This window comes from Wolbachia endosymbiont (group A) of Pipizella viduata, assembly GCF_964028555.1.
Lineage (GTDB): Bacteria > Pseudomonadota > Alphaproteobacteria > Rickettsiales > Anaplasmataceae > Wolbachia.
In genome coordinates this window covers 671,287-686,070 of record NZ_OZ034787.1, presented here as the reverse complement: position 1 = coordinate 686,070, position 14,784 = coordinate 671,287, and the positions used below count along the sequence as shown (strand labels likewise).

At 35.1% G+C, this 14,784-nt stretch carries 24 protein-coding genes and 2 tRNA genes; 2 read left to right on the top strand and 24 right to left on the bottom strand.

Going from position 1 to position 14,784, the window contains the following annotated elements; genetic code table 11:
- Positions 1–3 precede the first annotated feature (3 nt).
- The 23 genes from rpsE to carA all read right to left on the bottom strand — a co-directional run bounded on the left by rpsE (position 4) and on the right by carA (position 11,015).
- The gene (gene rpsE, locus ABWU50_RS03205) at positions 4–516 is read right to left on the bottom strand and encodes a 30S ribosomal protein S5 (RefSeq protein ID WP_353276279.1); all 513 of its coding nucleotides are present in this window, start codon (positions 514–516) and stop codon (positions 4–6) included.
- A gap of 12 nt (positions 517–528) precedes the next feature.
- Complete coding sequence (rplR, locus tag ABWU50_RS03200) at positions 529–900, bottom strand: 50S ribosomal protein L18 (protein WP_250294835.1); 372 nt, start codon at positions 898–900, stop codon at positions 529–531.
- A gap of 5 nt (positions 901–905) precedes the next feature.
- Entirely contained in the window at positions 906–1,451 is a 546-nt protein-coding gene (rplF, locus tag ABWU50_RS03195) for a 50S ribosomal protein L6 (RefSeq protein ID WP_353276277.1), read from the bottom strand.
- A gap of 16 nt (positions 1,452–1,467) precedes the next feature.
- Positions 1,468–1,863: a 30S ribosomal protein S8 gene (gene rpsH / locus ABWU50_RS03190; protein WP_064124654.1), complete on the bottom strand. Its 396-nt coding sequence runs from the start codon at positions 1,861–1,863 to the stop codon at positions 1,468–1,470.
- 21 nt (positions 1,864–1,884) lie between these two features.
- A complete protein-coding gene (rpsN, locus tag ABWU50_RS03185) occupies positions 1,885–2,193 on the bottom strand; it encodes a 30S ribosomal protein S14 (RefSeq protein ID WP_064124653.1) in 309 nt (102 codons plus the stop codon).
- A gap of 16 nt (positions 2,194–2,209) precedes the next feature.
- Positions 2,210–2,743, bottom strand: a complete 534-nt coding sequence (rplE, locus tag ABWU50_RS03180; RefSeq protein WP_010962750.1) for a 50S ribosomal protein L5 — start codon at positions 2,741–2,743, stop codon at positions 2,210–2,212.
- A gap of 6 nt (positions 2,744–2,749) precedes the next feature.
- Positions 2,750–3,067: a 50S ribosomal protein L24 gene (gene rplX, locus ABWU50_RS03175; protein WP_182182782.1), complete on the bottom strand. Its 318-nt coding sequence runs from the start codon at positions 3,065–3,067 to the stop codon at positions 2,750–2,752.
- Positions 3,067–3,426, bottom strand: a complete 360-nt coding sequence (rplN, locus tag ABWU50_RS03170) for a 50S ribosomal protein L14 (protein ID WP_006279348.1) — start codon at positions 3,424–3,426, stop codon at positions 3,067–3,069. The genes rplX and rplN overlap by 1 nt, the downstream gene beginning before the upstream one ends.
- 13 nt (positions 3,427–3,439) lie before the next feature.
- On the bottom strand, positions 3,440–3,676 hold the full coding sequence (gene rpsQ, locus ABWU50_RS03165) for a 30S ribosomal protein S17 (RefSeq protein ID WP_182320424.1): 237 nt from the start codon (positions 3,674–3,676) through the stop codon (positions 3,440–3,442).
- A complete protein-coding gene (gene rpmC, locus ABWU50_RS03160; protein ID WP_006279350.1) occupies positions 3,669–3,872 on the bottom strand; it encodes a 50S ribosomal protein L29 in 204 nt (67 codons plus the stop codon). Before rpmC ends, rpsQ begins: the two co-directional genes overlap by 8 nt.
- An 11-nt stretch (positions 3,873–3,883) precedes the next feature.
- The gene (gene rplP / locus ABWU50_RS03155; protein ID WP_353276275.1) at positions 3,884–4,297 is read right to left on the bottom strand and encodes a 50S ribosomal protein L16; all 414 of its coding nucleotides are present in this window, start codon (positions 4,295–4,297) and stop codon (positions 3,884–3,886) included.
- Between the two features lie 11 nt (positions 4,298–4,308).
- On the bottom strand, positions 4,309–4,923 hold the full coding sequence (gene rpsC, locus ABWU50_RS03150) for a 30S ribosomal protein S3 (protein WP_253309088.1): 615 nt from the start codon (positions 4,921–4,923) through the stop codon (positions 4,309–4,311).
- A 39-nt stretch (positions 4,924–4,962) separates the two neighbouring features.
- Positions 4,963–5,313 carry a 50S ribosomal protein L22 gene (gene rplV, locus ABWU50_RS03145; protein ID WP_096616838.1) on the bottom strand — a complete coding sequence of 117 codons (351 nt, stop codon included), beginning with the start codon at positions 5,311–5,313 and terminating at the stop codon, positions 4,963–4,965.
- A 5-nt stretch (positions 5,314–5,318) separates the two neighbouring features.
- Complete coding sequence (gene rpsS, locus ABWU50_RS03140) at positions 5,319–5,603, bottom strand: 30S ribosomal protein S19 (RefSeq protein WP_006279181.1); 285 nt, start codon at positions 5,601–5,603, stop codon at positions 5,319–5,321.
- Between the two features lie 3 nt (positions 5,604–5,606).
- Positions 5,607–6,431 carry a 50S ribosomal protein L2 gene (gene rplB / locus ABWU50_RS03135; RefSeq protein ID WP_353276273.1) on the bottom strand — a complete coding sequence of 275 codons (825 nt, stop codon included), beginning with the start codon at positions 6,429–6,431 and terminating at the stop codon, positions 5,607–5,609.
- Between the two features lies 1 nt (position 6,432).
- The gene (locus ABWU50_RS03130; protein WP_064124642.1) at positions 6,433–6,720 is read right to left on the bottom strand and encodes a 50S ribosomal protein L23; all 288 of its coding nucleotides are present in this window, start codon (positions 6,718–6,720) and stop codon (positions 6,433–6,435) included.
- Entirely contained in the window at positions 6,717–7,331 is a 615-nt protein-coding gene (gene rplD, locus ABWU50_RS03125) for a 50S ribosomal protein L4 (protein WP_353276271.1), read from the bottom strand. The genes ABWU50_RS03130 and rplD overlap by 4 nt, the downstream gene beginning before the upstream one ends.
- A 2-nt stretch (positions 7,332–7,333) precedes the next feature.
- Positions 7,334–8,056 carry a 50S ribosomal protein L3 gene (gene rplC / locus ABWU50_RS03120; RefSeq protein ID WP_353276269.1) on the bottom strand — a complete coding sequence of 241 codons (723 nt, stop codon included), beginning with the start codon at positions 8,054–8,056 and terminating at the stop codon, positions 7,334–7,336.
- A gap of 9 nt (positions 8,057–8,065) precedes the next feature.
- Positions 8,066–8,386 (bottom strand): 30S ribosomal protein S10, encoded by a 321-nt coding sequence (gene rpsJ / locus ABWU50_RS03115; RefSeq protein ID WP_096616846.1) that lies wholly within the window; start codon positions 8,384–8,386, stop codon positions 8,066–8,068.
- A gap of 14 nt (positions 8,387–8,400) precedes the next feature.
- The gene (gene tuf, locus ABWU50_RS03110; protein WP_264329094.1) at positions 8,401–9,573 is read right to left on the bottom strand and encodes an elongation factor Tu; all 1,173 of its coding nucleotides are present in this window, start codon (positions 9,571–9,573) and stop codon (positions 8,401–8,403) included.
- A gap of 79 nt (positions 9,574–9,652) precedes the next feature.
- A tRNA-Gly gene (locus ABWU50_RS03105) sits at positions 9,653–9,723 on the bottom strand.
- A 4-nt stretch (positions 9,724–9,727) separates the two neighbouring features.
- Positions 9,728–9,809 (bottom strand) — tRNA-Tyr (locus ABWU50_RS03100).
- Positions 9,810–9,923: 114 nt separating this feature from the next.
- Positions 9,924–11,015: a glutamine-hydrolyzing carbamoyl-phosphate synthase small subunit gene (carA, locus tag ABWU50_RS03095; protein WP_253309091.1), complete on the bottom strand. Its 1,092-nt coding sequence runs from the start codon at positions 11,013–11,015 to the stop codon at positions 9,924–9,926.
- 183 nt (positions 11,016–11,198) lie between these two features.
- Between carA and ABWU50_RS03090 the strand changes: the two genes are divergently transcribed.
- Positions 11,199–11,699 carry a hypothetical protein gene (locus tag ABWU50_RS03090; protein WP_253309092.1) on the top strand — a complete coding sequence of 167 codons (501 nt, stop codon included), beginning with the start codon at positions 11,199–11,201 and terminating at the stop codon, positions 11,697–11,699.
- Between the two features lie 181 nt (positions 11,700–11,880).
- Here ABWU50_RS03090 and glpX read toward each other — a convergent pair whose 3' ends face one another.
- Positions 11,881–12,798, bottom strand: coding sequence for a class II fructose-bisphosphatase (glpX, locus tag ABWU50_RS03085; RefSeq protein ID WP_353276345.1), 918 nt, complete (start codon positions 12,796–12,798; stop codon positions 11,881–11,883).
- A gap of 33 nt (positions 12,799–12,831) precedes the next feature.
- On the opposite strand from glpX, the gene ABWU50_RS03080 reads away from it, so the two are divergent.
- Complete coding sequence (locus tag ABWU50_RS03080; protein WP_353276267.1) at positions 12,832–14,166, top strand: ankyrin repeat domain-containing protein; 1,335 nt, start codon at positions 12,832–12,834, stop codon at positions 14,164–14,166.
- The last annotated feature ends 618 nt before the right edge of the window (positions 14,167–14,784 follow it).

The window sequence follows — 14,784 nt, the reverse complement described above, 5'->3', positions numbered from 1 at the left end:
ACTTTACCTGTTTCCAACTATCTCGCTAATCTTTTTGCCTCTTTTACTTGCTACCTGACGAAGAGATAACATACTATCAAAAGCCTTAAATACCGCACATATAACATTATGAGGATTATTTGATCTAGTGGATTTAGCTACCACATCCTTTATACCTAACACCTCAAAAACTGATCTAATCGCTCCACCAGCAATAATACCTGTTCCGGCTCTTGCGGTTCTTAAAACTATCTCACCAGAACAAAATTTAGCTTTAATATCATGATGCAAAGTTCTACCTTCACGCAAGTACACTCTAATCATCGATTTCTTTGCAGCATTTACAGCTTTGACTCTTGCTTCAGCAACTTCTGCGTGCTTACCTATTCCACATCCTACCCTACCCTTCCCATCGCCAACAACAACCAAAATTGAAAATGAAAATCTTCTGCCACCTTTGGTAACCGTTGTTACTCTTCGTACCGAAACTAAAAGCTCTGATAAATCATTATTATTTTGTAAATTCTTTATAGCCATATTCAAAACCTTCTAAAACTCAAATCCAGAACTTCTTAAAGCCTCAGCAAATTGAGAAACTAATCCTGTATATTTATACGCTCCACGATCAAATACTAGCTTTTGTTCTAATTTCAGACCAGATAAGCGCTCAATCATTAAAGAAGAAACCTGTTTTATAGTTTCAGCATTGACTTTTCCTTTACATACATCCTTAATTTTAGCATCCAAAGTAGAAGCTGAAGTGAGAGTTACTCCTTTTACATCATTAATTAACTGGACATAAAAATGCCTATTAGATTTAAATATGGATATACGCAAACGTTCAGCGCTCTTGTCAAGCTTCGCTCTATTACGCAACTTCCTTTTTTCATAGTTACTTAAAAAATTATATAACCTTCTCATCTTAATTACTTCTTTTTACTTACAACTTTACGCAACATAAATTTACCCTTTATTACAATACCCTTACCTTTATAAGGATCGTACTTCCTAATCCTGCATATATCAGATGCCACCATATAGACTTTTTGCTTATCCATACCACTAACTACTAAGTGAGTTGGCTTTATGCACTTAATCTCAACATCTTTAGGAACTTTATATTTAACATTATGGCTATAACCAAGATACAAAGTCAAATACTTACCATCACACTCTGCCTTATATCCAACACCATTAATCTCAAGATTAACAGAAAAACCATCAACCATGCCGTTAATAACATTATTAATATTACTCCTATAAGTGCCCCACATAGGCTTTATTTCATCATAATCATTTTTATCTTGATCCACAGAAAGGAGTAGCTGATTATCAACAATCCGGCACACAACATCACTGATTAAGCTAAGCTCTTTTTCAGCCTTAGCACTCTTTATTAACATCCTACCATTATTATATTCAACTGAAATACCAGCAGGAATATTGATAGGAGCAGCACCTATACGAGACATGAATTTCTCCTATTATTTAAAACACACGACACAAAACTTCTCCACCAACCTTTAACTTATGTGCATTATAATCAGTCATCACTCCTTTGGGTGTCGATATAATAAAAATACCAAGACCATTATATGCTTTAGAAATGTCCTTATACTTAGAATAACAACGACAACCAGGCTTTGACACCCTAACTATGTCACTAATTACAGGTGACTTCTCATAATACTTCAATTTTACAATGAAAGAAGGTAAATTATCTACAACTTGCTTTTCATAATCAAGGATATACCCTTCATCTTTTAAAATCTTCAGTATAGAAGAATTCACTTTAGAAAACAACACTCTTGTTGTTCTATGCATTGCCAATTGAGCATTACGTATCCTTGTTAAAAAATCACCAATACTATCAGATAACGCCACAATATACTCCTTATATTATATTTACCAACTAGACTTTGTAACTCCTGGAACTTGCCCAAAAGAACATAAATCACGCAAAACAATTCTACATAAACCAAATTTTCTATATACTCCTCTTGGTCTCCCAGTTAAAGCACACCTATTTCTAATTTTGGTTTTAGAAGAATTTCTAGGCAATTTTTTAATTAATTTATTTTGAGCTGTAAACCTTTCTACAATAGACAAATTCTTATTATTTATTATAGATTTCAATTTCTCTCTTTTTTCTTTATATTGATCGCACAGCTTTATTCTGCGAAGATTTCTTTCTATCATAGATTTTTTTGCCATATATTTCTCCTCTCAATTAATCAAAAAAAGGAAATTTAAGAGCCAGTAATAATTCCTTTGCTTCCTTATCACTAACTGCACTTGTTATAATATTAATATCCATACCTCTAATTTTACTTATTTTATCATAGTCTATTTCTAAAAACGAGATATGTTCCTTTATACCAAAGGAAAAATTACCATTACCGTCAAATTGCTTCACACTAAATCCTCTAAAATCTTTTTCCCTTGGCAAAGCAATATATATCAATCTTTCTAAAAACTCATACATTTTATCTCTACGCAAAGTTACTTTGCAACCTACTGTAGCACCTTTTCTGATCTTGAAGCCAGAAATAGATTTTTTTGCAAAAGTTGATAAAGGCTTCTGCCCAGCAATCAAATATAGGCTATCAAGTGGTTCATTTATTGCTTTACTATCTGTAGCAGCATCTCCAACGCCCATATTGATACACACCTTGACAAGTTTAGGCACTTGCATGATATTGCCGTAATTAAACTTATCCTTTAAGGACTTTACTATGCTATCTTTATACAATTCTTTAAACATATCAACCTAATCTATCACTTCTCCAGAAACTTTTGCAAAACGCACTTTTCTACCGTCTATAACCTTAAACCCCACTCTAGTTGGAGTTTTATATTTAGGGTCCAATGTTGCAACGTTGGATATATCAATAGCTAACTCTTTATTTAATATACCACCACTACTACCAGCTTTTGGTTTAGTGTGTCTCTTATGTACATTTACCCCAGAAACAATTACTTTCTTTTTAGCATCACATGCCACAACTTTAATCACTTTACCAATTTTTCCCTTATCTCTACCAGTTAAAACTATAACGTCGTCACCACTTTTTATTTTAGCACTCATTATAAAACCTCAACAGCTAATGACATTATCTTCATAAAAGAACCAGATGATAACTTTTTTACCGGACCAAATACCCGAGTGCCAAGTGGTTCACCTTGATCGTTAATCAAAACTACAGCATTGCTAGAAAAACGAATTACAGAACCATCAGATTTTCTAATAGGGCTTTTCACCCTCACCACAACTGCTCTATATACTTTTCCCTTCTCAACCTTCCCTCTTGGAGTAATAGATTTAGTAGATACAATAACTGTGTCACCTATAGATGCAGACTTTCTACCACCCAATAAACCAATACAAAGCACTGCACGCGCACCAGAATTATCAGCTACTTCCAACAATGTATTTTTTTGAATCATATAAATATCCTATTCAATGTGAGCTATTAACAACAACCCATTTTTTAGTAGTAGAAATAGGCTTGTGTTCTTGTATTAAAACCTTGTCCCCTTCTTTACAACTATTATTCTCATCATGTGCTGTATACTTCTTGTATTTTTTTATAACCTTTTTATACAGCTCATCCTTATACACTTGTAATACCGAAACCTTTACAGTCTTATCACACTTAGCCTTAGTTACAGTACCACAAAAAACCTTTTTAGGCATTCTTTTCCTCTCTTCTTCTTTTATTTAATGTAGTTAGAATACGAGCTATGCTCTTTCTTATTAAGCTAAAACGCGAAATATTGTTGCACTGCCCCAACTTCTTTTGAAAAACCAAATTAACAAACTCTTTTCTCAAATTCACAAGAATTTCATGCAATTCTTGTGAAGACCTCGATTCAATGTCAGCTATATCCATTGCAACTCCATTTAATTATGATTAGATACAAATTTACACTTCATAGGAAGCTTAGCGGTTGCCTTTTCAAGCGCCAATCTTGCTAAATGTATGGGAACATCACTGCTAATCTCAAACAACATTCTACCGGGCTTAGCTTTAAACACCCAAAATTCAACACTACCTTTTCCCTTACCCATACGTACATCTGCCGGCTTTTTACTAACAGGGGTATCAGGAAAAATTCTTATCCACACTTTACCAGAGCGTTTTAATGTTCTAGATATTACACGCCTTGCAGTTTCAATATGCTTAGACTGAATCCTACCTGCTTCTACAGCTTTTAAGCCATAATCTCCAAAAGATAATGTGCTACCACCTTTTGTATTACCCTTAATTCGCCCCTTAAATACCTTCTTATATTTACTCTTTTTGGGAACAAACATCTCAATATACCTTAATTACCAATATAAACCCAAACCTTAACTCCTATAATACCATATATAGTTTTTGCTTCACAAAAAGCATAATCTATATTAGCACGTAAAGTGTGTAAAGGCAAACGACCTTCTTTATACCATTCAGTACGAGCTATCTCAGCTCCGCCAAGGCGCCCAGAACAACTTACTTTAATACCTCTAGCACCCATCCTCAAACAACTTTGAATAGCTTTTTTCATCGCTCTTCTAAATGAAACCCTTTTTTCTAACTGTTGTGCAATGCTGCTTGATATTAAAACTGCATCTATTTCAGACCTTTTAACTCCTACTACATTCACTTCCACATTATTTTTTACTTTTTCAGCTATTTTTTGCTTTATCTTCTCAATATCTGAGCCTTTCTTACCTATTATCACTCCAGGTCTAGAAGAATGTATTATTACAGACACCAAATCGATTGTACGCTCTATAATTACTTTAGAAACACCAGCATGCTTAAAAGATTCATTTATATAACTGCGAATAGATAAATCTTGATGCAACCCTTGTTTATAACCCTTCTCAGCATACCAAACAGATGACCAAGTATTAATTATTTTTAACCTAAATCCTTTAGGATTAACGTTTCCCATACTTTTGCACTTTCCTTATTAATTTTCTATTTTTATGAATCATATAATTTCTCCCAATTTTACAGTTATATTACTATAACGTTTACTAACTCTATTAGCTCTACCCATAGCTTTTGGACATACCCTACGCAAAGTAAGAGACTTACCTATTGAAATTTCTTTTATATATAAATTATCGATATCCAATCCATAATTATATTGAGCATTAGCAATCGCAGAATTTAATACCTTCCTTATAAGACCCGCAGCTTTCTTTTCACAAAATCTTAATTGCACAGTGGCAAAAGAAACTTTTTTATTACGTACTAAACCAGCAACCAAATTCAATTTACGAGGAGTTGATTTTAAAACCCTAGAACCAGCTTTAACTATTACATCTCTGTTTTTCATATCAATTACCTTCTTGTCGCCTTTTTATCACCACTATGCCCAGTAAATTTACGAGTGGGCGAAAATTCACCAAACTTATGACCTATCATATTCTGATCATTAACATTAACAGGAATGTAATCCTTACCATTATAAACAGCAAACTTTAAACCTAAACAATTAGGAAGAATTACAGAAGCCCTGGAATGAACTTTTATAGCCATGTTAACAAACCCCTTGTTTAAAGCATTATTCACCGACTTTAATATAGAAGGATGACAAAAAGGAGGCTTCCACGCAGATCTACTCATAAACTAACCTTTCAATTGTTTTATATACTTATCACTAGATTTATTTTTCCTCCGAGTCTTCTTTCCTTTTGTTGCAACACCCCAAGGAGTAACAGGATGACGACCACCAGAGGTTTTTCCTTCCCCACCTCCATGAGGATGGTCAACCGGATTCATTGCAACCCCACGCACAGTAGGTCTAATTCCAAGCCACCTACTTCTTCCAGCTTTACCCAGCTTTCTATTCTTATGGTCAGGGTTAGATACTACACCAATAGTAGCCTTGCAAGAAGATAAAATCAACCTAATTTGACCAGACCTGAGTCGTAATAAAACATATTGGCCATCACGACCAACGATTTGCGCATAACAACCAGCAGCTCTAGCAACCGCAGCACCATTACCTGGCTTCAGCTCAACATTATGAACGAAAGAACCAACAGGTATATACTTGAGTAGCAAACAATTACCTGGCAAAATATCAGCATCATTTCCAGCTGTAACAATATCACCAGGCTTCATACCTTGAGGAGCTAATATATAAGACTTAATATCATCTTCCTTATATGATATTAACGCTAAAAACCCACTTCTATTTGGATCATACTCTATTTTTTCAACTATACCCTGACCACTTCTATTACGCTTAAAATCTATAACTCTATACTTTTTTTTGTGACCACCACCCCTATGACGAGTTGTAATTCTACCATAATTATTTCTTCCACCACTGGACTTTTTACCGGATGTAAGAGACTTTTCTGGCTCATCTTTTGATAAACCAACTTTACTTACTAACACGGTCCCACGAGAAGACGGAGTAACAGGATTAAAAAATTTCATACCCATATTAAACGCTCATTATATCTAATTTTTGACCATCTATCAAAGAAAAATAAACTTTCTTTTTCTGTTTTTCACAACCAATCACACCCCTGAAACGCCTATATTTAGGCTTAATTCTAACAACATTTATAGAAGAAATTTTAACATCAAATAGAGACTCTATTGCCAACTTTATTTGACGCTTATTTACATTTACAAAAACATACAAAGAATATTTATTAAACTTCTCCCTCAAAAAAGAGGCCTTTTCTGTAATTATAGGAGATTTTATTATATTATTATACTTGATCATAACAATCTACCTTCAAGATGCTTTAAAGTATCCTTTGTCAACATCACGCATTCGTGATTCAATATATCAAAGACATTTAACCCAATAGGTTTGATTAAGTCTACATAATGCAAGTTTCTAACAGCACGCAACAAATCATCTCCATAATCATCAACTATCAAAAAGGAAGAAAATTTAAAATTTTTAATACATTTACACATTTCAGACGTTTTCTTCACATCAATATTTAAATTATCCAGAATAATCACTTGATTATTTAAATACTTTAGAGATAAAGCAATTTTTAAACCAAATTTGCGTACCTTCTTATTAAGAGAATAAGTATGACTCCTCACAACAGGGCCGAAAATAATCCCACCACCTCTAAATTGAGGAGATCGCAAGCTCCCTTGTCTTGCCCTACCGGTACGTTTTTGACCATAAGGTTTAGCTGTTGTACCAGAGACATCACTGATACCTTTTGTTTTATGAGTACCAGCTCTTCTCTTCGCTAATTGCCATCTCACTATATCATGCAAAATACTCAATTTTTGCTTAGCAGAAAATATCAAAGGATTGAGCTGAGCAGTACCTACATTATTATTAGACAGATTAACTAAATTACATTCCATAACTAACTTACCAAATTACTAGCATCATCATTTACATCTAACAGTAAACCTACCGGAAAAGGAACATCTTTATGTAAAGATTTTTTAACTGCATCTCTTACAAAAACATAGGAATTTTTAAACCCAGGAACATTATTACCCTTCACAGCAATTATACTATTTTCATGATCAATGGATAATATCTTCATATTTTGTGCAGTTATTCTGCTGTTACCTAAATGACCAGCCATTTTCTTTCCTTTGAATACTCTACCAGGATCCTGACATTGACCAGTGGAACCTTGTGATCTGTGAGCAATAGAAACACCATGAGATGCCCTAAGCCCACTGAAGTTATGCCGCTTCATCACACCAGCAAATCCTTTACCTATAGAATAACCCGTAATATCAAGATATTGACCAACCACAAAATGATTGATTCCCACTTTTTTACCACATTCTATTCCCGACAGGTCATTTAATCTACTTTCGTATAACTTACATTTATTATTTATACCCTTTTTCTTTAAATATTCCAACTGAGGTTTTGCTATATTTTTAAAATCTCCTGTGCCTAAAATGACTGAATTATAGCCACATTTATCTTGTCCTTTTATATCAACAATATAAGTTTCGCTGAGATGCAATAAAGTTACAGCCATGCGACTATTGTCAGAATACATAGCAGTATAACCAATATTCATCATTAATAAACCAATTCTCCTCAGCGAATTTATTCTCTTCATTTCCTTCTCCTAAACCTTAACTTCCTTGACTTTTAAATCCACTTCTACGCCAGCAGAAAAAGATAAACCTGTAAGCATCTGCATCATAGTAGGAGTAAGATCATGTAAAACAATCAAACGCCTAGAAGTTCTCATTTCAAACTGTTCACGAGATTTTTTATCAACGTGAGGAGATCTATTAACAATAAATTTAGAATCTTTTCTTGGCAACGCAATCGGACCAGATAATTTTGCATTGGACCGCTTTAATTCATCAACAAATTTTCGAACACACTCCTCCAATAAAGAACAATCGAAAGCCTTAATGTTAATATATATATCTTGCTTCATCTTAGTTATTACTCTCACTCCAAAATTTCAGAAACAACACCAGAACCAACAGTTCTACCGCCTTCTCTTATCGCAAAACGCAATCCCTTATCCATTGCTATCGGTACTTGCAATTCTACTTCTACACTCACATTATCTCCTGGCATTACCATCTCCTTCCCATCTAGCAATTTTATGCTCCCAGTTACATCCGTTGTCCTTAAATAAAACTGTGGCTGGTAATTCGCAAAAAATGGTGTATGCCTTCCTCCTTCCTCTTTCTTTAATATATAAACCTCCGCCCTAAACTTTCTATGCGGCGTTATCGTCCCCGGTTTTGCTAATACTTGCCCTCTCTCCACTTCTTCTCTTTTTGTTCCTCTTAACAATATTCCTACATTGAGTCCTGCACTCCCCTTATCCAGCAACTTCTTAAACATTTCTACACCTGTGCATATCGTCTTTTGCGTCGCTTTCAGACCTATTATCTCTATCTCTTCTCCCGTCTTTATCTCTCCCTTCTCTATCCTTCCTGTTACCACCGTTCCTCGCCCCGATATCGAAAATACATCCTCGATTGGCAATAAAAATGGTAAATCCACAGGCCTTGGTGGAACCGCCACATACTCATCTAACTTTTCCATCAATTTATCTATTGATTTCTTTCCATATTCGCTACTGTCATCCTCCAGCGCTTTCAATGCAGACCCCACTACCACAGGCACTTCATCCCCTGGAAATCCGTATTTATTCAGCAATTCCCTCACTTCCATTTCTACCAAATCTATCATATCAGCATCAGCAACATCAGCTTTATTTATATACACCACGATATATCCAACACCTACCTGCTTCGCTAGCAATATATGCTCTCTTGTTTGTGGCATTGGCCCATCAACCCCCGACACTACCAATATCGCCGCATCCATCTGTGCTGCACCTACTATCATGTTCTTTACATAGTCAGCATGTCCAGGACAATCAACGTGTGCATAATGCCTTTTTTCCGTCTGATACTCAACATGCGCTGTTGCTATCGTTATCCCCCTTTTCCTTTCTTCTGGCGCCTTATCTATCTGATCGTACGCTACAAAATTTCCATAATGCTTTGTTATCGCCGCTGTTAACGTTGTCTTCCCATGATCCACATGTCCTATTGTTCCCACATTTACATGCGGCTTTCCAAATGCTTCCACTACTGCTGTCATAATTTAAACTTTTCTACCTAAAATACAAATACATCAATAAATAATATGTTGATTTTATAAAAATACAACAAAAAAAAAGAGCGGATAGTGGGAATCGAACCCACGTCACTAGCTTGGAAGGCTAGAGCTCTACCATTGAGCTATACCCGCACAATGGAGGAGGTAGGATTCGAACCTACGTACGCAATGCGGACAGATTTACAGTCTGTTACCTTTAACCACTCGGTCACTCCTCCACAAAAATTTGTTAAGAGAACGCTATTTTAGTACCTTAACTCAAGCTTTTATTGTATTTAATACTAAACGCCTAAAATTAAAAAATCAAGCAATAAAACCTACCCTGATTAAAATCATGCAGATTTCATTTTATACAACACAATATTGCCAATAAAACGTCTAAATAAATAATGCGAATCATGCGTACCTGGCGCTTCTTCTGGATGATATTGCACAGAAAAGACTAAGTAATCCTTCATCATTATCCCCTCTACACTATTATCAAATAGAGAAATGTGAGTAATTTCAACATTACTTGGAAGAGAAGCTGAATCAACAACAAAACCATGATTTTGGCTAGTGATCTCAACTTTTCCACTAATTACATCATAAACTGGATGGTTACTCCCTCGGTGACCAATATCCATCTTGATGGTCTTTGCTCCCAAAGTAATCGCAAGTAATTGATGACCCATGCATATGCCAAAAATTGGTATTTTAGATTTTATAATAATGTCTATCTCTGAAACTACACTTTCTCCTATTTCTTGCGGATCACCAGGACCATTTGAAAGCACTATACCATCTGGATTCATACTCAACACTTTTTGAGCAAAACCTGTGCTTGGTCTGATTAATTCAACTGTACAACCAAGTTCTATTAAGCGTGAAACTATACTGATTTTTACGCCAAAATCAACGATTACAACCCTATATTTTGCATTAAGGTCACTTTTAAAATTACTATGCAAGCTGACTTTATTGGTTATTTCTATCCCATTTACAGATTTGTATTCCTTCAATTTGTCCAACACATGCGTCTCGCTTGACGGGCATATCATTCCACTTTGAGATCCATGTTTTCTCAAATGTCTCGTTAAAGCTCTAGTATCAATTCCTGATATCCCAACCACGTTATTTTTCTCTAACCAATCATTTAAACTGATATATGAAGAAGGGTGGGACATAGAAGAAAGTTCACGCATAACCACACCACTTGCAAAAATTTTCTCTCCTTCATTATCTTTATGGTTTATTCCAATGTTACCAATATGAGGAAAAGTGAACGTTATAATTTGATCAGCAAAAGAAGGATCAGTTATAGTATGCTGATAACCGGTCATACCAGTGGTAAAACAGACCTCACCTATGCACTTGCCTTTTTTACCTACTGATTTTCCCCAAAAGCATTTACCATCTTGTAAAATTAAAACTGCGTCCTGCACTTCATTATCTATTTAACTGATTCAAAACAGTATACAAGAATTTCAAATAATACGTAACTCTTTCTAAAATTCCAAATTTAACCACGAGGCGGCGAAGAACAACATGAAAAAAACTTTTAACGTGCCCTTTCATAAAATATGTTGACTATCTCCGTATTTTATATTAGGTATACTCCGGCAGTTATGAAATGGAGGTTTATTATATCAAATGAAATCCAACCTAAAAATAAGTTACTAATTGTAGGAGCTGGCTTACTATTCTTTGCGATGGTGTTCCCATCATTTTTTCTCTTAGCAAAAATAGCCATAGGATTAGCTATGATCGCAATTGCAACAATCGCGGTAAAAATTTTCTCAAAAACAATATCAAACGCTCTTGAAAAAGAAAAAGTAGATCAGAATCAGGCAGCACAACAAACAACACAAAGTAAAATTATAAACCTAGCTATTGGATTAACATTTATATTTGCAGGAGGATTATCAATGCTCATTATAGCAAAAACTGGCTTAATTGCAGCATGTGCAGCTATAACTGCTTTAGCTCTACACGAATATGTTAAAAATGAAAAAATAGGAAAAGAGATAAATGATAAATTCGATAAGGTAGCTGACGATACAATCAATTTTATTGTTAGCAATGTTGAAAAACTTATTCCAACAAAGCCGCCAGGCATAACAGCCTAAACTGTCTCCGTTCAGCAGAGTGGTTTAAGAAACAATAGATAGAAGGTTTTGAAAAGGGTTCAGCCTTCTTTTTATGTCGGTCTTGAGGAACTTCTTGTACAATTAGTTTCTCTTGAGAAAATGAATCTAACATTTTAACACTCCCTTTAACTCTTACATCATATATTGAAAAATAATTAACCTAACTTATAACTTGCACCTTTATCAGCTTGTTAGGTAGAATTATTAAAGAATTAGTTGAATAGGTATTATGATTCAATTCAACTCCATCCACAAGTTCTCCGCTTGTTACTCCAGTTGCAATAAACACTGATTCACCTCTTGCCATATCTTTTATGGTGTAGATTTTTTCTGGGTCATCAATATTTAAATTTTTTGCTCTTTCTCTTAACTGATCTGTGTCAAATATTAATCTTCCCTCCATCTGTCCACCGATTGAACTCAGCGCTGTAGCCGCAAGCACCCCTTCTGGTGCCCCTCCTATTCCGATATACATATCGTGATTGCCATTTACTAGTGAAACTACGGCCGCAACATCACCATCATCTATTAGTTTAACTTTTGCTCCTAACTTCCTGATTTTCACTATTAATTTATCATGCCTTTCACGATTAAGTATAGTTACTGTAAGATCATTTACTTTACATCCTTTTGCCTTGGCTAAATTGTCTAGATTCTTTTCAATGCTATTTTTTAGTGAGACTACACCCTCTGGGAGATTTTTTCCTACTGCTATCTTTTCCATATAAACATCAGGTGCGTGTAAAAAATCACCTTTTTTCGTTGCAGCAAGAACGGACATTGCCCCCTGTTTGTAGTGAGCGCAAATTGTGGTACCCTCAAGTGGGTCAACAGCAATGTCGATTTCAGGACCATTTCCAGTGCCAACCTTCTCGCCAATATATAGCATTGGTGCTGAATCTCTCTCACCTTCACCAATTACGATAGTACCATTTATTTCCATTGAATTTAATACTGTACGCATTGCATCAACTGCAACTTGATCAGCCCTTTTTTCATCGCCGAAGCCTGCTAGTTTATATGCAGCAAGTGCTGCAGCTTCGGTCACTTTAACTAATTTATAGGCTAAATCTTCCATCATTTGCTTTAAGAACTATATTCAATATATATCATGCTGCTTGAAACTGCAATATGTCTTGACTGGTTGTGGGAAAGTTGCTATAATAAACTAACATATAGTAATGATGATATTAGAGAGTTGTATCGAAAGATAGCTACAATTGTAAAATATGATGATAAGGGAATTGCTAGTCTTAAAGATTTGCAAAAGGAACCAAAGTGGAAAGAAGTTAATTTTCAAGATAAGTGTGAAGGAGACAATTTATTAGGAGACTTACTTCTAAAACATGCAACCGAAAATAACAACCCATGCGTTAAGGATCTTTTTCTTAGAAATGGGTTCAAGATTCCTCAACAAGAACAGATAACTACAGAGGTAAATGAGGAAAGAGAACCTGATGTAGAAGAAAATGGAGCAGGCAGCAATGAAGTAGATTCTAGTGACTTCATAAACCCTGGTATGACTGCTGAAGTACTTTATGAGCAACTAATACAAGGGAGAGAAACAAATCCGGCAATTTTTGACTCGTTTGCAAATGCTGTAAGAGAGTCCAATATTACCGGCGATCGTAGCGTATTTCTAGATGTTGTAAAATTGTTTACAGATTTAGATGCTGTAATCCATCTTACAGATACTGCTTCCAGGACTATATTGGATATAGCTGCAATAACAAAACAAGCTGACGTTGTTAAGGTACTTTTGGATAGTGGCAAATTTAATGAAGAAGAAAAATTGCATGCCTTGAATTCTGCTATTGTTCAAGGTAATGTCCAAGAAGTTGGGGTATTTTTAGGTTATGTAAATGATGAAAGCAGACAAGCAGCTGTAGAGTTGGCTATAAATAATAGACAAGAAGAAATTACTCAGGTGCTTTTAAACTTTATTGTACCAGAAACACCTAATGTAGAAAAAAACGGAGCAAAACCTTGCAGCAGTAATGGGAACATTGGTAGTAGACCTGTAAATACACCAAATGGCCAGCTAAATCATAATAACGAAAATAAAACGCCTGTATCAACAAGGACTGACCAAACTGCCACACCAAATAATGATAATAAAGCTAACGGCTTCGTAGATGCTCAATTTTCTGTGCCAAATGAAAAAGAAGCTAAATATAAAGAAAGCAAGGAAAATTTTTACACCTCATTAACGAAAGATGCTGTTGGAGTTGTTATTACAGGATTATTCATTGCTGCTGCTGTAATGGTTCCATTTGCGGCTGGTGCAGCAATTTGCGGTATTGTAGCTGCTTTGGTTGCAGTATGTACCGGATTGCATATAAAAAATTCTACATTACCAAGCTATAGAGAAATGGAAAAAAATAAAGTTGAACACGTGAGTTCAAAAACTGCACAAACATTGTGGTTTGAGAAAAATCTCCACTAGGAAGGGTGTCATCCGAGTAGCTAAAACTGGGATCTATACTAGCACAGCCCTACGTCATACCGCGATTCATTCACGGTATCTTAGCATAGATCCCGCTAACACGTAGCGGGATGACGGTTGTCGGTAGGCCTAAATTACTTTAGCCATAAACATTTAAGAAATTTACCAAATAAAAAAAAAGGCAAAAGAAACCCCGGTTAATATCTATTTAAAAACATTGGCGTTTTTTTATGTTTTAAACGTCTAATAACCGCGACTCAGCTGCTTTTAAATGCAACTCACCTTAGTTTAAATGTTTAAGAAATTTACTAAGCAGAAAAAAAGGCAAAAGAAATCCCGTGTTAGCTAGTTGTCACCCTCTAATCCTGCAAATTGGCGTTCTATACTGTCTTAAACGCTTTATAAGCGCGTTTCAGCTTATATAGCTAGAAATGTTGTGAAGACATAAGGTGCGCATAGTACAAAAAATTAAAAATAAGACGCCAATTACGTAATACTGGACTCCTGATATAATGTTGAACATTTTTTTTCTGCATTTCCGCCAGGGCAAATTCTTGAAATCGAAACACTATATGTATATTATCGTGATCAATTTCAACGCGTTTGACTAATGCTCTA

What these genes read in the sequence shown, in the direction of transcription:
- rplR (WP_250294835.1), bottom strand. Translation starts at nt 900, where the DNA reads ATGAGAAGGTTATATAATTTTTTAAGTAACTATGAAAAAAGGAAGTTG.
- rplD (WP_353276271.1), bottom strand. Translation starts at nt 7,331, where the DNA reads ATGGAATGTAATTTAGTTAATCTGTCTAATAATAATGTAGGTACTGCT.
- ABWU50_RS03080 (WP_353276267.1), top strand. Translation starts at nt 12,832, where the DNA reads ATGCTGCTTGAAACTGCAATATGTCTTGACTGGTTGTGGGAAAGTTGC.
- rpsN (WP_064124653.1), bottom strand. Translation starts at nt 2,193, where the DNA reads ATGGCAAAAAAATCTATGATAGAAAGAAATCTTCGCAGAATAAAGCTG.
- ABWU50_RS03130 (WP_064124642.1), bottom strand. Translation starts at nt 6,720, where the DNA reads ATGATCAAGTATAATAATATAATAAAATCTCCTATAATTACAGAAAAG.
- rpsC (WP_253309088.1), bottom strand. Translation starts at nt 4,923, where the DNA reads ATGGGAAACGTTAATCCTAAAGGATTTAGGTTAAAAATAATTAATACT.
- glpX (WP_353276345.1), bottom strand. Translation starts at nt 12,798, where the DNA reads ATGGAAGATTTAGCCTATAAATTAGTTAAAGTGACCGAAGCTGCAGCA.
- rplP (WP_353276275.1), bottom strand. Translation starts at nt 4,297, where the DNA reads ATGTTTGTTCCCAAAAAGAGTAAATATAAGAAGGTATTTAAGGGGCGA.
- rplB (WP_353276273.1), bottom strand. Translation starts at nt 6,431, where the DNA reads ATGGGTATGAAATTTTTTAATCCTGTTACTCCGTCTTCTCGTGGGACC.
- rpsJ (WP_096616846.1), bottom strand. Translation starts at nt 8,386, where the DNA reads ATGAAGCAAGATATATATATTAACATTAAGGCTTTCGATTGTTCTTTA.
- rpsS (WP_006279181.1), bottom strand. Translation starts at nt 5,603, where the DNA reads ATGAGTAGATCTGCGTGGAAGCCTCCTTTTTGTCATCCTTCTATATTA.
- ABWU50_RS03090 (WP_253309092.1), top strand. Translation starts at nt 11,199, where the DNA reads ATGAAATGGAGGTTTATTATATCAAATGAAATCCAACCTAAAAATAAG.
- rpsE (WP_353276279.1), bottom strand. Translation starts at nt 516, where the DNA reads ATGGCTATAAAGAATTTACAAAATAATAATGATTTATCAGAGCTTTTA.
- rplE (WP_010962750.1), bottom strand. Translation starts at nt 2,743, where the DNA reads ATGTTTAAAGAATTGTATAAAGATAGCATAGTAAAGTCCTTAAAGGAT.
- rplN (WP_006279348.1), bottom strand. Translation starts at nt 3,426, where the DNA reads ATGATTCAAAAAAATACATTGTTGGAAGTAGCTGATAATTCTGGTGCG.
- rpsQ (WP_182320424.1), bottom strand. Translation starts at nt 3,676, where the DNA reads ATGCCTAAAAAGGTTTTTTGTGGTACTGTAACTAAGGCTAAGTGTGAT.
- rpmC (WP_006279350.1), bottom strand. Translation starts at nt 3,872, where the DNA reads ATGGATATAGCTGACATTGAATCGAGGTCTTCACAAGAATTGCATGAA.
- rplF (WP_353276277.1), bottom strand. Translation starts at nt 1,451, where the DNA reads ATGTCTCGTATAGGTGCTGCTCCTATCAATATTCCTGCTGGTATTTCA.
- rplV (WP_096616838.1), bottom strand. Translation starts at nt 5,313, where the DNA reads ATGAAAAACAGAGATGTAATAGTTAAAGCTGGTTCTAGGGTTTTAAAA.
- rplC (WP_353276269.1), bottom strand. Translation starts at nt 8,056, where the DNA reads ATGAAGAGAATAAATTCGCTGAGGAGAATTGGTTTATTAATGATGAAT.
- tuf (WP_264329094.1), bottom strand. Translation starts at nt 9,573, where the DNA reads ATGACAGCAGTAGTGGAAGCATTTGGAAAGCCGCATGTAAATGTGGGA.
- rplX (WP_182182782.1), bottom strand. Translation starts at nt 3,067, where the DNA reads ATGAGTGCTAAAATAAAAAGTGGTGACGACGTTATAGTTTTAACTGGT.